A 17304-nucleotide genomic window follows, 5' to 3' on the forward strand; every position below is an offset into this window, starting at 1 on the left:
TCAGCGCGTTGCGTCGGCAGCCTCGACCACCGGCAGCGGCCGGCTCGCGATCTTCTCGGCTTCCGCGCGCTTGAGCCCGAGCGTCTGCAGCAGCGTGGCCGCCGTGCGTTCCGGAAAATGCTCGCCGCTGAAGCCGAGCTCCTGCAGCACACCGGCCGCCGGCGCGCCCGGCGCGACGAAGTTGAGCTCAGCCGCAATTGCGGTCAGCACCGTGCCGCCAACCGAAAGGAAGCCGATGAACGGATCGGCGACCACGAAGCGTTTCTCGGCGATGCCGCGCCCGATGTCCCGCAGCAGGCGCTGGCCCAGGCCGAGCGTCAGCACCCGCGCGGAAAAACCTTCGCGTATCAGGAAGTGGCCCCATACGGGCTCCCGCCGTGCCCGCATCAGCGTGTGCCGGACCGCCACCGCAATGATCTCCGCGGGATCGGACAGGCCGCTCGCCAGGCGATCCAGCGAATCGGCGAACTCCTCGAATACCGTCTCGACGAGTGTCGTGTAGATCGCTTCCTTCGATTCGAAGTGGTTGTAGAACGACCCGAAGCCGACGTCGGCGGCTTCGGTGATCTCGTTGATGGCCACGCCCTCCATGCCTTTTTCAGCCATCAGCTTCAACGCCGCCTCGAGCAGACGGCCACGGGTTTCGCGCTTGCGCCGCGCCCCGCGCGGCTCGCGCTCTTCGGCAACCGGCGCGGCGACGTCGGCAGCGACGGCGACGGCAGGCTCGGCGGCGGCACGTTTGGGTGCCCGGCGTTTCGGAGTGTTCGACATGACGGATCCGGTTCTGAGATGGGTCGAGTATAGATTCAAATGTCTACATTGACAAAATCATCATCTATGACTTTAATGTCACTCAACACATCCGGTCGCACGCGGCAGCCGAGATCGACAGACGAATGGAGACACGGTGAAGACATTTGAAGCAAGGGGCGCGCATTCGCGCGTCGCGGGCAGCACGGCACAGTCCGACGCGCGCGGGCTGCCGCCGGCGGCCGACATCCTGATCGTCGGGTTCGGGCCGGTCGGCGCGGCGCTCGCGAACCTGCTGGCGCGTTACGGCGTGAAGGTCGTGGTGATCGACAAGGCACCCGGGATCTTCATGGCGCCGCGCGCCATCGCACTCGACAACGAAGCGCTGCGCATCCTGCAGATGGCGGGCGTCGACGAACGCGATTTCGACACGGTGCCGATCCCGTACGTCCGGATGCGCTCGCCCGCGCTCGGTGAATTCGCGCGGATCGATACGCTCGGCACGCTCGACGGCCATCCGAAACTCGTGACGTTCTACCAGCCCGATCTCGAACACTGCCTGCGCGCGCGGCTGAGCGAGCGCGACAACGTGCACGTCGCGCTCGGCATGACGTTCGAAGGTTTCGTCGACGAACGCGACGGCATCGTTGCGTCGCTGACCGACGAGCATGGCCATGCGCACACGGTCCGCGCCCGCTACCTGGTCGGCGCGGACGGGGCAAGCTCGCAGGTGCGCCAGTTGATCGGCCAGCAGTTCAACGGCAAGACCTACGCCGAGGACTGGCTCATCGTCGATGCGCGTCACGTGCCGCGGCCGATCGATCATGTCGAATTCATTTGCGACCATCGGCGCCCGACGCCGCACATGGTCGCGCCCGGCGCGCGCGAGCGCTGGGAGTTCATGCTGCACCCGGGCGAGCGCCGCGACGAGATGGAGTCGGATACCCGCATTCGCGAACTGCTCGCGCCGTGGGGCAACGTCGACGAACTCACCATCGAGCGCAAGGCGGTCTATCGCTTCCACGCGCGCACGGTGGACGCATTCTGCAACGGCCGGGTCTTTCTCGCGGGCGACGCCGCGCACATCACGCCGCCGTTCGTCGGCCAGGGGCTCGTCGCCGGGCTGCGCGACGCGGCCAACCTCGGCTGGAAGCTCGCCTGGGTGGTGCTCGGCCGCGCCGATCCGCACATTCTCGATACGTACGACGCGGAACGCCGGCCGCACGCACGCGCGATGATCCGGCTCGCGAAGCTCATGGGGCGCCTGGTGATGCCGCGCAACGCGGCCCTGGCGTTCGCCACGCACGGGCTGATGCGCGCGCTGCGCTGCGTGCCGGTGCTGCGCGCGCAACTCGAGGAATTGCGCATCAAGCCGAAGAACGCGTTCCGCACCGGGCTCTTCGTGCGCGGCCGCTCGGGCGCGAAGCTCACGCGCGGCGCAACGCTCGCACAGGGATGGCTGAGGGGCGCCGACGGCACCGCGCGCCTGAGCGACGACGTGCTCGGCAACGGCTACACGCTGGTCGGCTTCGGCTGCGACCCGCGCGTCGGGCTCACGGCGGACGCCGCGGCCGCGCTGGCGGGCGCCGGCGGCACCATCGTGCAGATCGCGCAACGCGGCCAGCGACCGGATCGCGGCGGCCGCGATTGCTGGGAAGACCTGGACGGCACCTTCCTTCCCGGCATGGCGCGCGTCGGCTGGGTGGCCGTCGTGCGCCCCGACAAGACCGTCGTCCACGACGGGCCGGCCGCCGACGTCGAGCGCATCGTGCTCGACAGCCTGTCGCTGCTCGGCGCGGCGCCGCGCGCCATGCCCGTTCCCGCTTCATCCGTCGTCCGTCCCTCCTGAGCCTCCATCGCCATGAAACTCACCACCGCCCAGCCTGCCCGCCATCCGCGGCCCACGACGCGAGCCGCCGCCCTCGCCTACCTGGTCTTCGAGCGCCCGGATCTCGACGAAGCCGAACGTTTCCTGAATGACTTCGGACTGCGAACCGCATCGCGCGATGCCGACCTGCTGCTGTTGCGCGCCACCGGCGCGTCCGGTTTCTGCTACGTGGTGCGCCGCGCGCCCAAGCCGGCGTTTGCCGGGTTCGGGCTCGAGGTCGACAGCCGTGCGGACCTCCATGCGCTGACCGCCGTGCCCGGTGCGTCGGGCATCGAGCCGTCGGCGTGGCCGGGCGGCGGCGAGCGCGTGCGGCTCGTCGATCCGGCCGGTTTTCGCGTCGATGCGGTGGCCGGCATGACGCGACTGCCGGCGCTGGCGCACCGCGCGCCGCTCGCGTTCAACTCCGTGGATGCGCGCGTTCGCATCAACGACACGCAGCGCCCGCCCGCCGCGCCGCCGGAGATCGTCCGGATCGGCCACGTGGTGCTCGAGATCGCCGATTTCCAGGAAACGTGCGCGTGGTACACGCGGCATTTCGGTTTCATCCCGAGCGATGTCCAGGTGCTGCCGGACGGCTCGCCGGCCGTCGCGTTCATGCGGCTCGACCGCGGCGACACGCCGGCCGACCATCACACGCTCGCGCTCGCGCAGGGCTTCGTGTCGACCTACAGCCACAGCGCGTTCGAGGTCGTCGACACCGACGCGCTCGGCATGGGCCAGCGCATGCTGCGCGACGCCGGCTGGACCCACGCGTGGGGCATCGGGCGGCACATTCTCGGCAGCCAGGTATTCGATTACTGGCAAGACCCGTGGGGCGCCAAGCACGAGCACTACTGCGACGGCGACCTGTTTACCGCCGACGAACCCACCGGTATCCATCCGGTGAGCCGCGAAGCGATGGCGCAGTGGGGCCCGACGATGCCGCGCAGCTTCACGAAGCCGCGCTTCACGCCGTCGAGCATCGCCGCGTTGTTTCGCAACCTGCGCCGCAGCCCCGATCTGACGCTCGGCAAGCTGCTGACCCTCGCAAAACTGTTCGCCTGACTCCGACCGCCTGTTCGACTCACGAGAGACCCACTCATGTCACTGCTCGTCCTGCACTTCCGGCACAACGGCCGCGCCCAGTGGGGCGTCGTCGCCGATGGCGCCGTCACGCCGATTCCCGGCGACTTCGATACGACCGCACGCTTTCTGGCGGCGAACCCGGTCGAGCGGCTCGTCACGCTCGACGGACCCACGATTCCGGAGGCGGACGTGGAATGGCTGCCCCCCGTCACCGCCAACCAGCAATTCGTCTGCCAGGGCGCGAACTATCGCCAGCACATGATCGAATCCGGCATGGATCCGGATGCGAAGAAGTTCAACATGATCTTCACGAAGGCGACGAGTTGCATCGTCGCCGCGAATTCGCCGGTCGTGAAGCCGCGGCACGTGCGGTTTCTCGACTACGAGATCGAGCTCGGCCTCATCCTCAAGCGCGACATCACGAGCCGCCAGCGGATCACGGACGAGAACCTGCACGACTACGTCGCCGCCACCGTAATCGTCAACGACTACTCCGCGCGCGACGTCCAGATCCCGCAGATGCAGTTCTACAAGGGCAAGAGCTTCCGGACGTTCGGCCCGGTCGGCCCTTATCTGTGCCTGCTCGAGCGGCGCGACTTCCCGAAGCTGAAGGCGCTCGACCTGACGTTGACGGTCAACGGCGCGGTGCGCCAGCAGGATTCGACGTCGAACCTCGTCTATGGCCCGGCCGAGACGTTGACGGAATTGTCGGGCGTGCACGACCTTCACGCCGGCGACCTGCTCGCGACCGGTACGCCGGCCGGCTGCGCCCTCAGCATTCCGTCGCCGCTCAAGCAGCGGGCCGTCGCGCTCTTTCCCGAATCGGTCAAGTGGAAGATGTTCATGAAGGTGCAGGCGGGACGCACGCAGTACCTGAAGGCCGGCGACATCGTCGAAGCGCGGATCGCGAGCCGTGACGGCACGATCGATCTGGGTGTGCAACGCAACGAAATCATGGACGAAGCGGCATGAACGGCATCGCGACCCACGACGACGTACTGGCGATCGAAGCGCAGGGCTTTCCGCCGGCGCTGCCTGCCAGCACGTACGAGATGATTTGCGCCGGTGCGGCGATCGACCCGTCCGCGCCCGCGCTGTCCTTCTTTCCGACCGCCGACGCCCACCGCGACGCCGAGCGCTGGACCTATCGCGAGCTGCTGCGCGACATCACGCGGACGGCGAACATGTTCACCCGCATCGGCGTGCGCGCGAATTCGGTGATCGCCTATGTGCTGCCCAATCTTCCGGAAACGCATTTCGTGATCTGGGGCGGGCAGGCGGCCGGCATCGTCTGCGCGATCAATCCGCTGCTGGAAGGCGAAGCGATCGCGAGGCTGCTCGAGGCGGCCGGCGCGAGCGTGCTCGTCACGCTCGCGCCGCTCCCCGGCATCGATCTCTGGAAGAAAGCGGCCACGATCGTCGATCGGGTCGAGTCGCTGCGGCACCTCGTGCTGGTCGATCCGGCGGATCGTTTTCGCGGCCGCACGGTGCCGCCCGGCACTCTGGCGGGCGAGCGCGACGATGGCGGCTTGCGCGCCGCGGTGCCTGCCCACATCGAGATCCACGACTTCGGTACGGCGATCGCGCGGGAATCCGGCGACGCGCTGGATCATCCGCGTCGCGCCCGCCCCGACGACATGTCCTCGTTCTTCTGTACCGGCGGCACCACGGGCCTGCCCAAAATCGCGATGCGCAGCCACGGCAACGAAGTCGCGAACGCATGGAGCGCGAGCCGGTTCCTCGGCGACAGCATCGGCCCCGGCAAGACGACGTTCTGCGGATTGCCGCTCTTTCACGTCAATGCCGCGATGGTGACCGGCCTGCTGCCGTTCTCGCGCGGCGCCCATGTCGTGCTCGGGACGCCGCAGGGCTACCGGGGGGACGGTGTCGTCAAACGTTTCTGGGAAATCGTCGAACACCATCGCATCAATTTCTTCAGCGGCGTCCCGACGCTCTACGCGTCGCTGCTCGACGTTCCCGTCGACGGTCATGCGATCGATTCGCTCGAATACGGCCTGTGCGGCGCGGCGCCGATGCCCGTCGGCGTGTTCAAGGCGTTCCAGGAAAAAACCGGGATCCGGATCCTCGAAGGCTACGGCCTGACCGAAGGAACGTGCGTGAGCAGCGTCAATCCGCCGACCGGCGAGCGCCGGCTGGGCTCGATCGGGCTGCGCATCCCGTTCCAGGCGATGAAAACGGTCGTCGTGGACGACGCGGGACGGTATGTGCGCGATTGCGCGGCAAACGAGGTCGGGCTGCTCGTCATCGCGGGGCCGAACGTATTCAGCGGCTACCTGCGTGCCGACCAGAACAACGGGCTGTGGCTCGATCTCGGCGACGGCCACCGCTGGCTGAACACCGGCGACCTCGGCCGCTGCGACGCCGACGGGTACTTCTGGCTGACCGGCCGCAAGAAGGAACTGATCATTCGCGGCGGCCACAATATCGATCCCGCGGCGATCGAGGAACCCCTCCATCGGCATCCGGCCGTGCAGGTCGCCGCGGCCGTCGGGCGTCCCGATGCGCATGCCGGCGAGCTGCCCGTCGCGTACGTTCAGCTCAAGCCCGGCCTGCACGCGACCGAGGACGATCTGGCCGCGTTCATGCAACAGGAAATCGCGGAACGGGCTGCGGTGCCCAAGCACGTGCGGATCGTGGAGGCCATCCCGCTCACGGGCGTCGGCAAGATCTTCAAGCCCGAGCTCAAGCGCCGTGAGACACGCGATGCGCTGCACGCCGCGTTGGCTCAGGCAGGCGCGCCGTGCACGTCGCTCGACGTCACCACCGACGACGCGGGCAGGATGTCGGTCGCGCTCGCACTGAGCGACCCGGCGCTCGAGGCCGCCGCGCGCTCGGTGCTCGGGCGTTTCCCGTTTGCATTCTCGATCTCGATCGCCGCGCAACCGATGCGGCCAGCCTGACCGACAACGACGGATTCCGGGCGACGGAAGATTACCAGTCGCCCGGATGACTATCGCGCTTCAAGGTAGTTCGATCTATTTAATCAGTAATCCGTATGAACTTTCAAAACTGAATCGCCATTCGCAAAGCGGATCGAGACGGAGGAGACACGAGATGAATTTCAACAGGACGATGAGCGCAGCAAACGTGGCGGCTTGTATCTGCCTGGCTTCGCTGGCGGGCCGCGCGGATGCGCAGACGGCCGGCAGCATCACGACGTCGGTGGGATGGCTGCACATTGCGCCGCAGGGGGACGCGACGCCGCTGACCGTGCAAAGTGTCGGCGGCGTCGCGGTCAATCAGCAAGTGGCCGGCACCGGCGCACATGCGAGTTCGACCGACACGATGGGCATCACGACCGAGTATTACGTCACGGACAATCTGGGTGTCGCGGTACTTCTGGGCATGCCGCTGAAAGTGAACCTGATCGGCGACGGCACCTTGCAGAAGTACGGCACGCTCGGCACGACACGGCCGATGCCGCCCGCGATCGAGCTTCGCTATCACCTCTTTGCAGCCGCATCGAAATTCCGTCCGTACCTCGGCATCGGCGCGAACTATACGTGGTTCACGCAGGTTCGCGCGACCAATAGCCAGTTCATTACCGACAGCTTCGGGCCAGGCGGCTCGGCACGCGCGACCCTCAGCGCATCGTGGAACCCCGTGTTCGAGATCGGCGCGAATTACGCGCTGACGAAGCACTGGTCGGTCGGCACCTCGGTCAACTACATGCCGGTGAAGACCCACCTGACGCTGTACGGACAAACCGCGACCGGCACGCCGGTGGTATCCACCTCGACGCTCCGGCTCAATCCGCTGAGCGTGTTCCTGAACGTCGCCTATACGTTCTAGCGGAATGAGAACGGGCGGGACGCCGATTGCGCGATCAGAACGACGTTCGAATGCCAGCCGTCACCGCCCATGGGTCGAATCCCGGCGTCACCGTCGCCGCCGAGTTGTTCAGAAGCGCGAATCCTTGTGTCGAATGACTGTTGTTCAGGATCGTCGTCGCAAAACCATACAACTGCGTGCGCTTCGACAGGTAGTACACGTAGCCGACATCGCAAGCGATCGCACGCGCATCGCCATTCTCGATACGCCGCGACACGCCGACGTTGATGTCGCCGAACCCGACGCGCACGCGCGCGTTGAGCAACGCGGCGGACGCGAACCATCCCGTGCCGTCGGTACGCTTCGAATACACGTAATTCCCGCCCACCACCACACGGCCGAAATCGTAGGCGGCGGTCAGTACATGCGTGAGCTGCGACGACGCGTCGGATGCCGTCGCGCTCGCATAGTACTGGTAGCGGTTGAAGCCATAGCCGACCAGCACGCCGTTCTTCGCGTACTGGAGGTTCGCGCCGACGTTGCGCGCGTTCAGCGTCTGCCCGGCAGGGTCCTGCGCACCGAACGAATAGCCGATCTCGCTCGACCAGCCGCCGAGCGCTTCCGGCGTCCGGTAGCGCACCGCGTTCCGGTAGAACCCGCCGGTGCCGCTCGAACCGAGCGTCGTCGTGTGTTCGAGCGACATGATCGCGGCCGGATTCGCGAGCCCGTACGTGCCGACGTCGGACGCGAGAAACACCCAGTAGATCGGCAGGTACAGATAGCCGGCGTCGACGCTGCCGAACGGCCCCGACAGCCCGACCGATGCGCCGCGATTGAACGCCGTCGCGCCGCCCCCCATCCCCGTGTAGATGTTGAAGCCCGTCTCGAGCCGGAAATTCGCGCGATAACCGCCGCCGAGATCTTCCTTGCCGAGCAGCCCGAAGCGCGATGCCTGCAGGTTGCCGCTGGCCGCCGACGCGGTCGTTCCAGTCGTGCTGTTGAAGCGGCCGTACTGCACGGCTGCATCGACGATGCCGTACATGACCAGCGTCGACTGCGCGTGCCCGGTGTGGCTGGCGCAGGCGAGCGCGACCGCACCCGCCGTGCGCAGCCCGGTTTTCAGCCGGGGCGTGAAGCGAAGGCGCCAGCGCAATGCGGCGGCGCGGCGAACGGGACGGATGGCGGCGGTACGGGAAGCGAGTCGGTTCATGACAGCGGCTCTGCGAGCGAGTGGAGTATCGAGTCAGCGGGTGAAGGAAACCGGGTGTGCAATGTCGGCGACCTGGATCGCACGCGGAATGACGTTCGCTCGGCGGAACGTATCCGCAACGCGTTGCTGCGCGCCGAGCACGGTCGAATCGACGGGCAGCAGCCCGAATGCGGATCGTGCGAGATAGCGCTCGACGACGGGCTGCGGCACGCCGATCTCGCGAGCAATCAACTGTGCGGCGTCGCTGCGATGAGCGGCCGTCCACGCGTCGCCGCGCGCGACCGCCGACAGCACGTCCGACAACACCTCGGGGTGGGCCTTCGCGAAATCCGGCGCACCGAGAAAGAAGCTGTACGGCTGCACGATGCCCGACGCATAGTCGGCGATCGTGCGCACGCCGAGCGTCTGCTGGACGACCGCGAGATACGGATCCCAGATGACCCACGCGTCGACCTTGCCGCCTTCGAAGGCCGCGCGTGCGTCGGCGGGCGACAAAAAGGCGGGCTTGATGTCCGCATAGGTCAGGCCGGCTTTTTCGAGCGCGGCGACGATCAGGTAGTTCGAACTCGACCCGCGGGCGAACGCCACCGTCCGCCCTTTCAGGTCGGCGACCGATTTGAGCGGCGAGCCGTCGAGCACGATGATGGCCTCGTTGTGCGGGCCGGCGGGCTCGGCCGCCAGGTAGACGATCCGGCTGCCCGCCGCCTGCGCGAAGATCGGCGGCGGCGAGCCCGTGTAGCCGAGATCGATCGAGCCGGCATTCATCGCCTCGAGCAGCGGCGGGCCGGCCGGGAATTCGGTCCATGCGACGTCGAAGCCGCGCGCGGCGAGCGGCTTGTCGAGCGAGCGCTGCGCCTTCAGCAGCGTGAGCGGCGTGCCCTTCTGGTAGCCGATGCGCAGCGTGCGGCCGGTGTCGGCACGCGCGCCGCCGGCGAATGGTCCAGCGAATGCAGCCACGGTTGCGGCCTGTGCGGTGCGGAGAAACGAACGTCGGGAAAATTTCATGATCGGAGATTCCTTATCGGATGGATTCGACGGGACGCATGGGTGCGCTACGCCCGCACCGGTCGCTGCAACCCCAGATGCTCGCGCAACGTGCGGCCGGTGTAGGCCGTGCGGAACAGCCCGCGCCGCTGCAACTCGGGCACGACGAGCGAACAGAACGCATCGAGGCCGCCCGGGAGTTCGGCCGGCATCACGTTGAAGCCGTCGGCCGCGTCGCGCTCGAACCACGACTGCATCAGGTCGGCCACGGTCGTCGCACTGCCGACCACCGTCACGTGCCCGCGTCCGGCCGCGATGCGCAGCACCAGTTCGCGGATCGTCAGGCGCTCGTCGCCGGCCAGCGCGCTCAGGAGCGCCTGGCGGCTGCGCTGGCCGCTGTCCGTGAGCGGCAAGTCGGGCAACGGACCGTCGAGCGGATAGCCGGACAGGTCGAAGTTGCCGAGCATCCGCGCCAGCATCGCGACGCCCGCGACCGGATCGACGAGCGCCTGCAGCGCATCGAAGCGCTCGCGCGCCTCGTCGTCGGTACGCGCGACGACGACCGACAGGCCCGGCATGATCTTCACGTCGCCCGGCGCGCGGCCCGCGGCAACCGCACGCGCCTTCATGTCGCGGTAGAACGCCTGCGCGGCATCCAGCCGTGCGTGCGCGGTGAACACGACGTCGGCCGTCTGCGCGGCGAGGTCGCGCCCCGCCTCCGACGAGCCCGCCTGCACGACGACGGGCCATCCCTGCACCGGACGCGGCACGTTGAGCGGGCCCGCCACGGAGAAATGCGGGCCGCGATGATCGAGCACGCGCAGCGTGGACGCGTCGCAGTACACGCCGCTCGCCTTGTCGCGCACGAAGCTGTCGTCGGCCCAGCTGTCCCACAGGCCCGTCACGACGCGATGGAATTCCCGGGCGCGCGCATAGCGCTCGTCGTGACCGACGTGTTCGGCGCGGCCGAAGTTGCGCGCCTCCGCCGCGTTGTCGGACGTCACGAGATTCCAGCCGGCGCGCCCGCCGCTGATGTGGTCGAGCGACGCAAACTTGCGCGCGATGTGATACGGCTCGTTGTAGGTCGTCGTCGCCGTGGCGATCAGGCCGATGCGCTCCGTGACCGCCGCGAGCGCAGGCAGCAGCGTCAGCGGATCGAGCCGGTCGGAACGGGCCGATCGCGCGGCGCCGTCGCCCACGTTCGCGGCGACACTGTCCGCGACGAAGATCGCGTCGAAGCACGCGCGTTCTGCCGTGCTCGCCAGCGCCGCATACGCACGAAAATCCGTGCCGCCATCGGCCGGAACGTCCGGATGCCGCCACGCGGCCGCATGGTGTCCGGTCTCCATCAGAAAGGCCCCAAGATGCATGAGGCGGGAAGCTGTCGTCATCCGATATCCTGTCGCGAAAGCAGCGCCTCACCACCGGGCCGTGCATCGTTTCGTGCTGGCGACCACGTTTGGTTAGCGCTAACATTGACAGGCAGTTTCCCGTGGCGAATGAGCCGCGTCAAATAACGAAATCAGCGGAACATATGTCCGATTCGACTAAAAGCGATGCGCGTTCCCGCCGCACGTCGGGACGCCTGACCCTGCGCGACGTGGCCGAGCACGTCGGCGTGTCGCAGATCAGCGTGTCGCGCTATTTCCAGGATCCGGCGCGGCTGTCCGCGCCGCTGCGCGAGCGGATCGCCGATGCGGTCGCTGAACTCGGCTACGTGCCGAATCTCGTCGCAGGCGGCCTCGCTTCGGCGCGCAGCCGTGTCATCGGCATGGTCATTCCGAACATCTCGGGGCCCATCTTTGCGAACACGATCCAGAGCTTCAGCGACGAGGTCACCGCACACGGTTACCAGTTGCTGCTCGCATCGAGCTATTTCTCGACGGATCTCGAGGAGAACGCGGTGCGTGGATTGCTCGGGTGGTCGCCGGCGGCACTCGTGCTCACGTCGCACTTCCATTCCCCGGGCACCGAGGAACTGATCGAACAGACGCAGGTGCCCGTGCTCGAAACGTGGGACTTCCAGCCACGGCGCAAACCGCTGCAGATCGGCTTCGTGCACCAGGAAGCCGGACGCATCGCGGCGCGTCATCTGGTGGAACGCGGCTATCGACGCATCGCGTTCGTGCTGAACAGCGCGGCGGGCGACGCAAGCGCGCGCGAGCGTTGCGATGGCTATACCGAGATCATGCGCGAGCATGGGCGTCAGCCGATCGTGTTAGCACCGACCGAAGCGCAGCCGATGCACGCGGGACGCGAGGCGCTGCTCGCGCTGTGTTCGGCCCGCCGCACGGCCGACGCGATCATCTTCGCGAACGACAACCTCGCGTTCGGTGCGCTGCTGTCCGCGCCCGGCGCGGGCATTCGCGTACCGGAGCAATGTGCGATCGTCGGCTTCGGCGACTATCCGATGGCGGAAATGCTGACGCCGGGCCTGACGACCGTGCGGCCGCCCGCGCGTGAAATCGGCGTCACGGCGGCCGCGCGGATCTTCCAGCTTCTGCAGGAGGATCCGCCGGCGTTCGACACGCTTCGCAAAGGCCAGCGACCGATGTCGTGCGAACTGATTATCCGGGCGAGCAGTTAACGGACGAAGGCAACGAACCGGCTTTCGCGTTCGGCGACCGGAGACCAAAGGGCGTCACCCCGCCTTTCGCCGCCGCCATCGGCCACGGCTGCGCGCAACCGCGGCGCTCGGCGTTGCTCCCGGCCCGACGGCGCCGTGCACGCGTGCTGCGTGCGGTCGCCCTAATGCGCAGTGCGCCGCAACATCGTCGTGTCGTAACCGAGCGCCCGCACCCGTTCGACGAGCGCCGCGGCCTGTTCAGCGGAAGGCTTCGCGTCGCGCGTCAGGATCCACAGGAACCGCCCCGACGGTTCACCGACGATCGACCATGCGTAGTCGTCGGCGCGATCGAGCACCCAGTAATCGCCGAAGAAGAACGGCCCGAAGAACGACACCTTCAGCTTCGCGGCGCCGCTGTCGGCCACGATCTTCGCGCGCCCGTCGGCGCTTCGCGCGCGGCCGTCCGGGCCGCCTTCGCGGCAGGTATTGCGCACGCCGACGAGACCGTCTTCCCGCTTCGCATACTCGGCCGTCACGCCGTCGCATCCGCGCTCGAAGCGGTTTTCATACCGCGCGAACTCGTACCATCTGCCGACGTAGCGATCGAGATCGACGGATTTCGCGGGTTGCGGAACGTGTGCATTCCCGCTGGGCCCGCCGGCAAGGCCTGCACATCCCGCCAGCACCAGGGCGGCGCCCGCCACGATCACGCCTGCCGCCCACAGCGGTCGGCCCACGATACTTCGCTTCATTGAATCACGCTCCAGACACGAAACCCGGTCATTGTGCACTCAACCGACGGTAGTCGGCCGCATTCGCCGCACGTTGCGGCTGCCTGCATCCGCGCGGACGCGTCGCTCGTATCTGGTTGAGGAGATCACAGCGGGCGTCGCGCTGCACAACGTGCAGCGGGCGCGCCGCCGATCGTTCGATCACATGCATCCGAGAGTGCTATATTTCGCTCGACATTCACAGCATGGCGGTCCGCGCCATCCACTTCGCATGAGCGACACGCCAGGCGGTGCCAGCGGCTTCGATCAGTCAGCCCCTTCGCGCGATGCCGATGCGGATCTCGCGCGCCGCGAACATCTGAACCGGGTGATGCTTCAGGCAGCAACCGGCGACCAGGCGGCTTTCGCGGAGCTGTACCGGCTGAGCGCATCGCGGGTATTCGGGACAATCGTGCGCATGCTTCACGATCACGGCGAAGCCGAGGATCTGCTCCAGGAGGTCTACACCACCGCATGGCGGCGCATCGATACGTTCGACCCGACGCGCGGCGGCGCGATGACGTGGTTGATCACGCTGGCACGCAACAAGACGATCGACCGCTTGCGGCAGCATCGCGACGCGCAACTCGACGACGAACAGGCGCTGGCGCTGCCCGCCGAAGATCCGACGCCCGCCGCGCTGGCGGAGGCCTCGCAGGAGCGCCAGCGCCTCGAGCGCTGCCTCGCGCAACTCGATCCGCAGCAGGGCCGCGCGGTGCGCGAGGCTTTCTTCAGCGGCGCGACCTACAGTGAGCTGGCAGCGCGACTGCGTGTGCCGCTCGGAACCATGAAGAGCTGGATCCGGCGCAGCCTGATGCAGCTGAAGGTGTGTCTGGAGCAATGAATACGCCGGCCGATCACGATCCCGAATTGCGCTGCGCCGAATACGCCCTCGGCGTGCTCGACGCAGACGCGCGCCGCGAGCTGGAGCAGTCCGCCGCTCGCGACCCGGCGTTGCAAGCCACGCTCGAGCGCTGGCAGCGCCGCCTCGCCCCGCTCGCGGACGACATCACGCCCGTCGACCCGCCCGCGCGAACCTGGACGAGGATCCAGCACCAACTGGGCTTCATCCCGCCGCGCCCACGCAGCGCGGCGCCGTCCGCCGGATGGTGGAACAGCCTGCGACTGTGGCGCTGGGTCGGCATGGGCGCGAGCGTGGCGGCGCTCGGGCTGCTCACGGTCAACGTGATCCGGTTGGGCGAAGCGCCGCCGCGCCCCGCTGCCGAGGACAGCCACTACATGGCAGCCACGCTGGCACAAACGGATGGCGTCGCACGGTGGACCGCCACGGTCGACTTGCGGCGTGCCCGGATGGTCGTGGTGCCCGCGAACACGCCAGCCGTCGCCGCGGACCGCTCGACGGAGCTCTGGCTGATTCCGCCGAATGCGAAGCCGATCTCGCTCGGCGTATTCGCATCGAACGCACCGGCGTCGATGACGCTGCCGCCGGCGATCGTCGCGCAACTCGATGCACGCGCGGTGCTCGCCGTCTCGCTCGAGCCCCACGGCGGCTCGCCGAGCGGCCAACCCACCGGGCCGGTGCTCGCTACCGGCGCGATGCACACCACTTGACGCGCGCAACGCGCGCTCGACCCGTCAAGCGCGGCGGCGTGCCGCGCGCTGCCGTCTCGCTCGACGGAATCACGCCGCATCTCGTCGCATCCGTCTGCATCCGTTCGGTCGCCGGCTCCGTATAAGGGGATATCGCGCCCCCGGAGCCCGTATGCCCGCCGTCGTCGTTGCCCTCCTCGCCTTCGTCGGACTGATCCTGTCCTTCACGGCGGTGTGGATTACCCAATTGCAATCCCGGAACGCCGGGATGATCGATCCGGTCTGGGCCGCGACGCTCGGCGGCGTCGCCGTGTTCGTCGCCGCACTGGCGACCGGCCCGGAACTGAATCGCGCGCTCGTCGCCGCGGGCGGCGGCATCTGGGGGCTGCGACTCGCGCGGCACCTGTGGCGGCGCAATCGCGGGCAGCCGGAGGACCCGCGCTATCGACAGTTCCGCCTGCAGTGGGGCGACGCCGCGCCGCGCAACATGTTCTGGCTGTTCCAGTTGCAGGCGCTGATCTCGATGCTGCTGTCGATCGCGTTCTTCATCCCCGCCTACAGCGCGGCAGCCCCGTCCCGGTTCGCGATTGCCGCGGCAGTCGCGATCTGGATCGCCGCCGTCGCCGGAGAGACGGCCTCCGACCGGCAACTCAAGCGGTTTCTCGCGAATCCCGACCACGGCGGCCAGGTCTGTCGGGCCGGCTGGTGGCGCTATTCGCGGCACCCCAACTATTTTTTCGAGTGCGTGCACTGGCTCGCCTACACGGCCCTGTCGATCGGCATGCCGTGGGGCTGGCTGACGCTGTTCCCGCCCGTGCTGATGGCATGGCTGCTGCTCAAGGTCTCCGGCTTGCCGCTGCTCGAAGCGCGTCTGGTGCAAAGCCGGCCGGGCTACCGCGAGTACATGCGCACGACCAGCGCCATCGTTCCGTGGCCTCCGAGGCCGGCGCCCGGCCCTTCCCCCACTCGATCCGATCACCCTGAAGACCGGAGCACGCGATCATGACCGCTACTACCTCGCAACCGTCGCCGGCCTCGGCGGCGGCACCCCACGACACCTGGCTGATCCGCTGCTGCGAGCGCGGCTGGCTGCCGGACCGGCTGATCCGGGCCGGCATGCGCTCGCTCATGCGGCAACGCCTGCGCGCCGAACACGCGGATGACGGCGAACAGCGCGCGGCGGCCCACGACACGCTGGTGCGCGAGCTAAGCGCGAGCCCGATCGCAATCGAGACGCTCGCGGCGAACACGCAGCATTACGAAGTGCCCGGCAGCTTCTTCGAGGCCCATCTCGGCCCGCGGCTCAAATATTCGTGCGGCTATTACCCGCGTGGCGACGAAACGCTGTCGCAGGCAGAGGAGGCCATGCTGGCGTTGTACGCGCAGCGCGCGAGGCTGGCGGACGGCCAGCGCATTCTCGACCTCGGATGCGGCTGGGGTTCGCTGTCGCTCTGGCTCGCCGAGCGGTATCCGGCGGCGCAGATCGTCGGCCTGTCGAATTCGCACGGTCAACGCCACTTCATCGAGCGATGCGCGGCGCAGCGCGGGCTGACGAATCTGCGCATCGTGACCGGCAACGTGGTGGAGTTCGACTTCGATCCCGCGGACGCCGGTTTCGACCGCGTGCTCTCGATCGAGATGTTCGAGCACATGAAGAACTACGGGCAACTGCTCGCCAAAATCGCGCGCTGGATGCACGACGACGGCAAGCTCTTCGTGCACATCTTCGCGCACAAGCTGCTCGCCTATCACTTCGCGGTGCGCGACGACACCGACTGGATGTCGCGCCATTTCTTCACGGGCGGGACGATGCCGTCGGCCGACCTGCTGCTGCGGTTCCAGGACGACGTGCGCATCGCCCGCCAATGGTGGCTCGACGGGACGCACTACGCCCGCACGGCCAATCAGTGGCTCGCGTCGCTCGATGCGGCGCGCGACCGGATCATGCCGATTTTCGAGACGGTCTACGGCGCCGACGCCCGCCTCTGGTTCCAGCGCTGGCGGATGTTCTACATGGCGGTCGCCGAGCTGTTCGGCTATGCCGACGGGCAGGAATGGGGCGTCGCCCACTATCTGTTCGACAAGCGCCGGGTGCTCGCATGAGGGCCGCGATCGCGCATCGGGTTCTCCGCCGCATCGCCGTCGCCGCCACGGTCGTGACGGCGCTCGCGATGGGGGCCGCCGGGTGCTCGGGCGGCCCGCCGAACCCGAATCCGCGCGCCGCCGTTCCGCTGTCGACCGTACCCGTCGACTTGCCGCGCTACATGGGCCGCTGGTACGTGATCGCGAACATCCCGTATTTCGCGGAACGCGACTACGTCGGCAGCCGGGCCGAGTGGCGCCTGCGCGATGACGGCCAGATCGACGACGCATTCGTCGGCCGCAAGGGCGGCTTCGACCAGCCCGAGAAGCGCTATCGGTTCGTCGACGCCGTGAAGCCCGGCAGCGGCGGCGGCGAATGGCGCGTGCGGCTGTTCTGGCCGGTGTATGTGACGCAACTGACGCTCTACGTCGACCCCGACTACCGGTACACGATCCTCGGCTACCCGGGCAAGACGCTCGGCTGGATCTTCTCGCGCGAGCCGACGATGGACGACGCCACCTATCGCGCGCTGCTCGCCCGGCTCGATGCGATGGGTTACGACACGTCGCGCTTCAGGCGGGTGCCGCAAACCCCGGACCAGCTCGGCAAGCCGGGCTTCGCGTCCCCCGGCGATCGCGAATGACC

At 68.0% G+C, this 17304-nt stretch carries 16 protein-coding genes; 11 read left to right on the plus strand and 5 right to left on the minus strand.

The features are described from left to right. Window positions 1-771, minus strand: coding sequence for a TetR/AcrR family transcriptional regulator (locus tag CFB41_RS32225; RefSeq protein WP_089459381.1), 771 nt, complete (start codon window positions 769-771; stop codon window positions 1-3). Between the two features lie 208 nt (window positions 772-979). Here CFB41_RS32225 and CFB41_RS32230 point away from each other — a divergent pair, with 208 nt between their 5' ends. From CFB41_RS32230 to CFB41_RS32250, 5 genes are all read left to right on the plus strand, one after another. After that, window positions 980-2599: a bifunctional 3-(3-hydroxy-phenyl)propionate/3-hydroxycinnamic acid hydroxylase gene (locus CFB41_RS32230; protein WP_256941361.1), complete on the plus strand. Its 1620-nt coding sequence runs from the start codon at window positions 980-982 to the stop codon at window positions 2597-2599. A gap of 12 nt (window positions 2600-2611) precedes the next feature. Further along, complete coding sequence (locus tag CFB41_RS32235) at window positions 2612-3682, plus strand: VOC family protein (RefSeq protein ID WP_089459383.1); 1071 nt, start codon at window positions 2612-2614, stop codon at window positions 3680-3682. A gap of 36 nt (window positions 3683-3718) precedes the next feature. Then, window positions 3719-4675, plus strand: a complete 957-nt coding sequence (locus CFB41_RS32240; RefSeq protein ID WP_089444243.1) for a fumarylacetoacetate hydrolase family protein — start codon at window positions 3719-3721, stop codon at window positions 4673-4675. Then, window positions 4672-6624 carry an acyl-CoA synthetase gene (locus CFB41_RS32245; RefSeq protein ID WP_089459384.1) on the plus strand — a complete coding sequence of 651 codons (1953 nt, stop codon included), beginning with the start codon at window positions 4672-4674 and terminating at the stop codon, window positions 6622-6624. Before CFB41_RS32240 ends, CFB41_RS32245 begins: the two co-directional genes overlap by 4 nt. Before the next feature lie 154 nt (window positions 6625-6778). Continuing rightward, window positions 6779-7516 carry an OmpW family protein gene (locus CFB41_RS32250; protein WP_089459385.1) on the plus strand — a complete coding sequence of 246 codons (738 nt, stop codon included), beginning with the start codon at window positions 6779-6781 and terminating at the stop codon, window positions 7514-7516. A gap of 34 nt (window positions 7517-7550) precedes the next feature. On the opposite strand, the gene CFB41_RS32255 is transcribed toward CFB41_RS32250, so the two are convergent. From CFB41_RS32255 to CFB41_RS32265, 3 genes are read right to left on the minus strand one after another with little or no spacing between them, the layout of a single operon-like run. After that, the gene (locus CFB41_RS32255) at window positions 7551-8705 is read right to left on the minus strand and encodes a porin (RefSeq protein WP_089459386.1); all 1155 of its coding nucleotides are present in this window, start codon (window positions 8703-8705) and stop codon (window positions 7551-7553) included. A 33-nt stretch (window positions 8706-8738) separates the two neighbouring features. After that, entirely contained in the window at window positions 8739-9710 is a 972-nt protein-coding gene (locus tag CFB41_RS32260) for a sulfonate ABC transporter substrate-binding protein (RefSeq protein ID WP_089459387.1), read from the minus strand. A 47-nt stretch (window positions 9711-9757) separates the two neighbouring features. After that, window positions 9758-11080, minus strand: a complete 1323-nt coding sequence (locus CFB41_RS32265; RefSeq protein WP_089459388.1) for an LLM class flavin-dependent oxidoreductase — start codon at window positions 11078-11080, stop codon at window positions 9758-9760. Window positions 11081-11181: 101 nt separating this feature from the next. Here CFB41_RS32265 and CFB41_RS32270 point away from each other — a divergent pair, with 101 nt between their 5' ends. Continuing rightward, window positions 11182-12276: a LacI family DNA-binding transcriptional regulator gene (locus CFB41_RS32270; RefSeq protein WP_256941329.1), complete on the plus strand. Its 1095-nt coding sequence runs from the start codon at window positions 11182-11184 to the stop codon at window positions 12274-12276. A gap of 161 nt (window positions 12277-12437) precedes the next feature. Here CFB41_RS32270 and CFB41_RS32275 read toward each other — a convergent pair whose 3' ends face one another. Further along, on the minus strand, window positions 12438-13007 hold the full coding sequence (locus CFB41_RS32275) for a lipocalin family protein (protein WP_089459390.1): 570 nt from the start codon (window positions 13005-13007) through the stop codon (window positions 12438-12440). 250 nt (window positions 13008-13257) lie between these two features. Between CFB41_RS32275 and CFB41_RS32280 the strand changes: the two genes are divergently transcribed. The 5 genes from CFB41_RS32280 to CFB41_RS32300 all read left to right on the plus strand — a co-directional run bounded on the left by CFB41_RS32280 (window position 13258) and on the right by CFB41_RS32300 (window position 17302). After that, window positions 13258-13869 (plus strand): sigma-70 family RNA polymerase sigma factor, encoded by a 612-nt coding sequence (locus CFB41_RS32280; protein ID WP_089459391.1) that lies wholly within the window; start codon window positions 13258-13260, stop codon window positions 13867-13869. Continuing rightward, window positions 13866-14597, plus strand: coding sequence for an anti-sigma factor domain-containing protein (locus tag CFB41_RS32285; RefSeq protein WP_089459392.1), 732 nt, complete (start codon window positions 13866-13868; stop codon window positions 14595-14597). The genes CFB41_RS32280 and CFB41_RS32285 overlap by 4 nt, the downstream gene beginning before the upstream one ends. Before the next feature lie 151 nt (window positions 14598-14748). Next, window positions 14749-15582: a DUF1295 domain-containing protein gene (locus CFB41_RS32290; protein ID WP_089459393.1), complete on the plus strand. Its 834-nt coding sequence runs from the start codon at window positions 14749-14751 to the stop codon at window positions 15580-15582. Continuing rightward, window positions 15579-16679 (plus strand): cyclopropane-fatty-acyl-phospholipid synthase family protein, encoded by a 1101-nt coding sequence (locus CFB41_RS32295; protein ID WP_089459394.1) that lies wholly within the window; start codon window positions 15579-15581, stop codon window positions 16677-16679. Before CFB41_RS32290 ends, CFB41_RS32295 begins: the two co-directional genes overlap by 4 nt. Continuing rightward, on the plus strand, window positions 16676-17302 hold the full coding sequence (locus CFB41_RS32300; protein ID WP_089459395.1) for a lipocalin family protein: 627 nt from the start codon (window positions 16676-16678) through the stop codon (window positions 17300-17302). The genes CFB41_RS32295 and CFB41_RS32300 overlap by 4 nt, the downstream gene beginning before the upstream one ends. The last annotated feature ends 2 nt before the right edge of the window (window positions 17303-17304 follow it).

This window comes from Burkholderia sp. AU33803 (assembly GCF_002223095.1).
Lineage (GTDB): Bacteria > Pseudomonadota > Gammaproteobacteria > Burkholderiales > Burkholderiaceae > Burkholderia.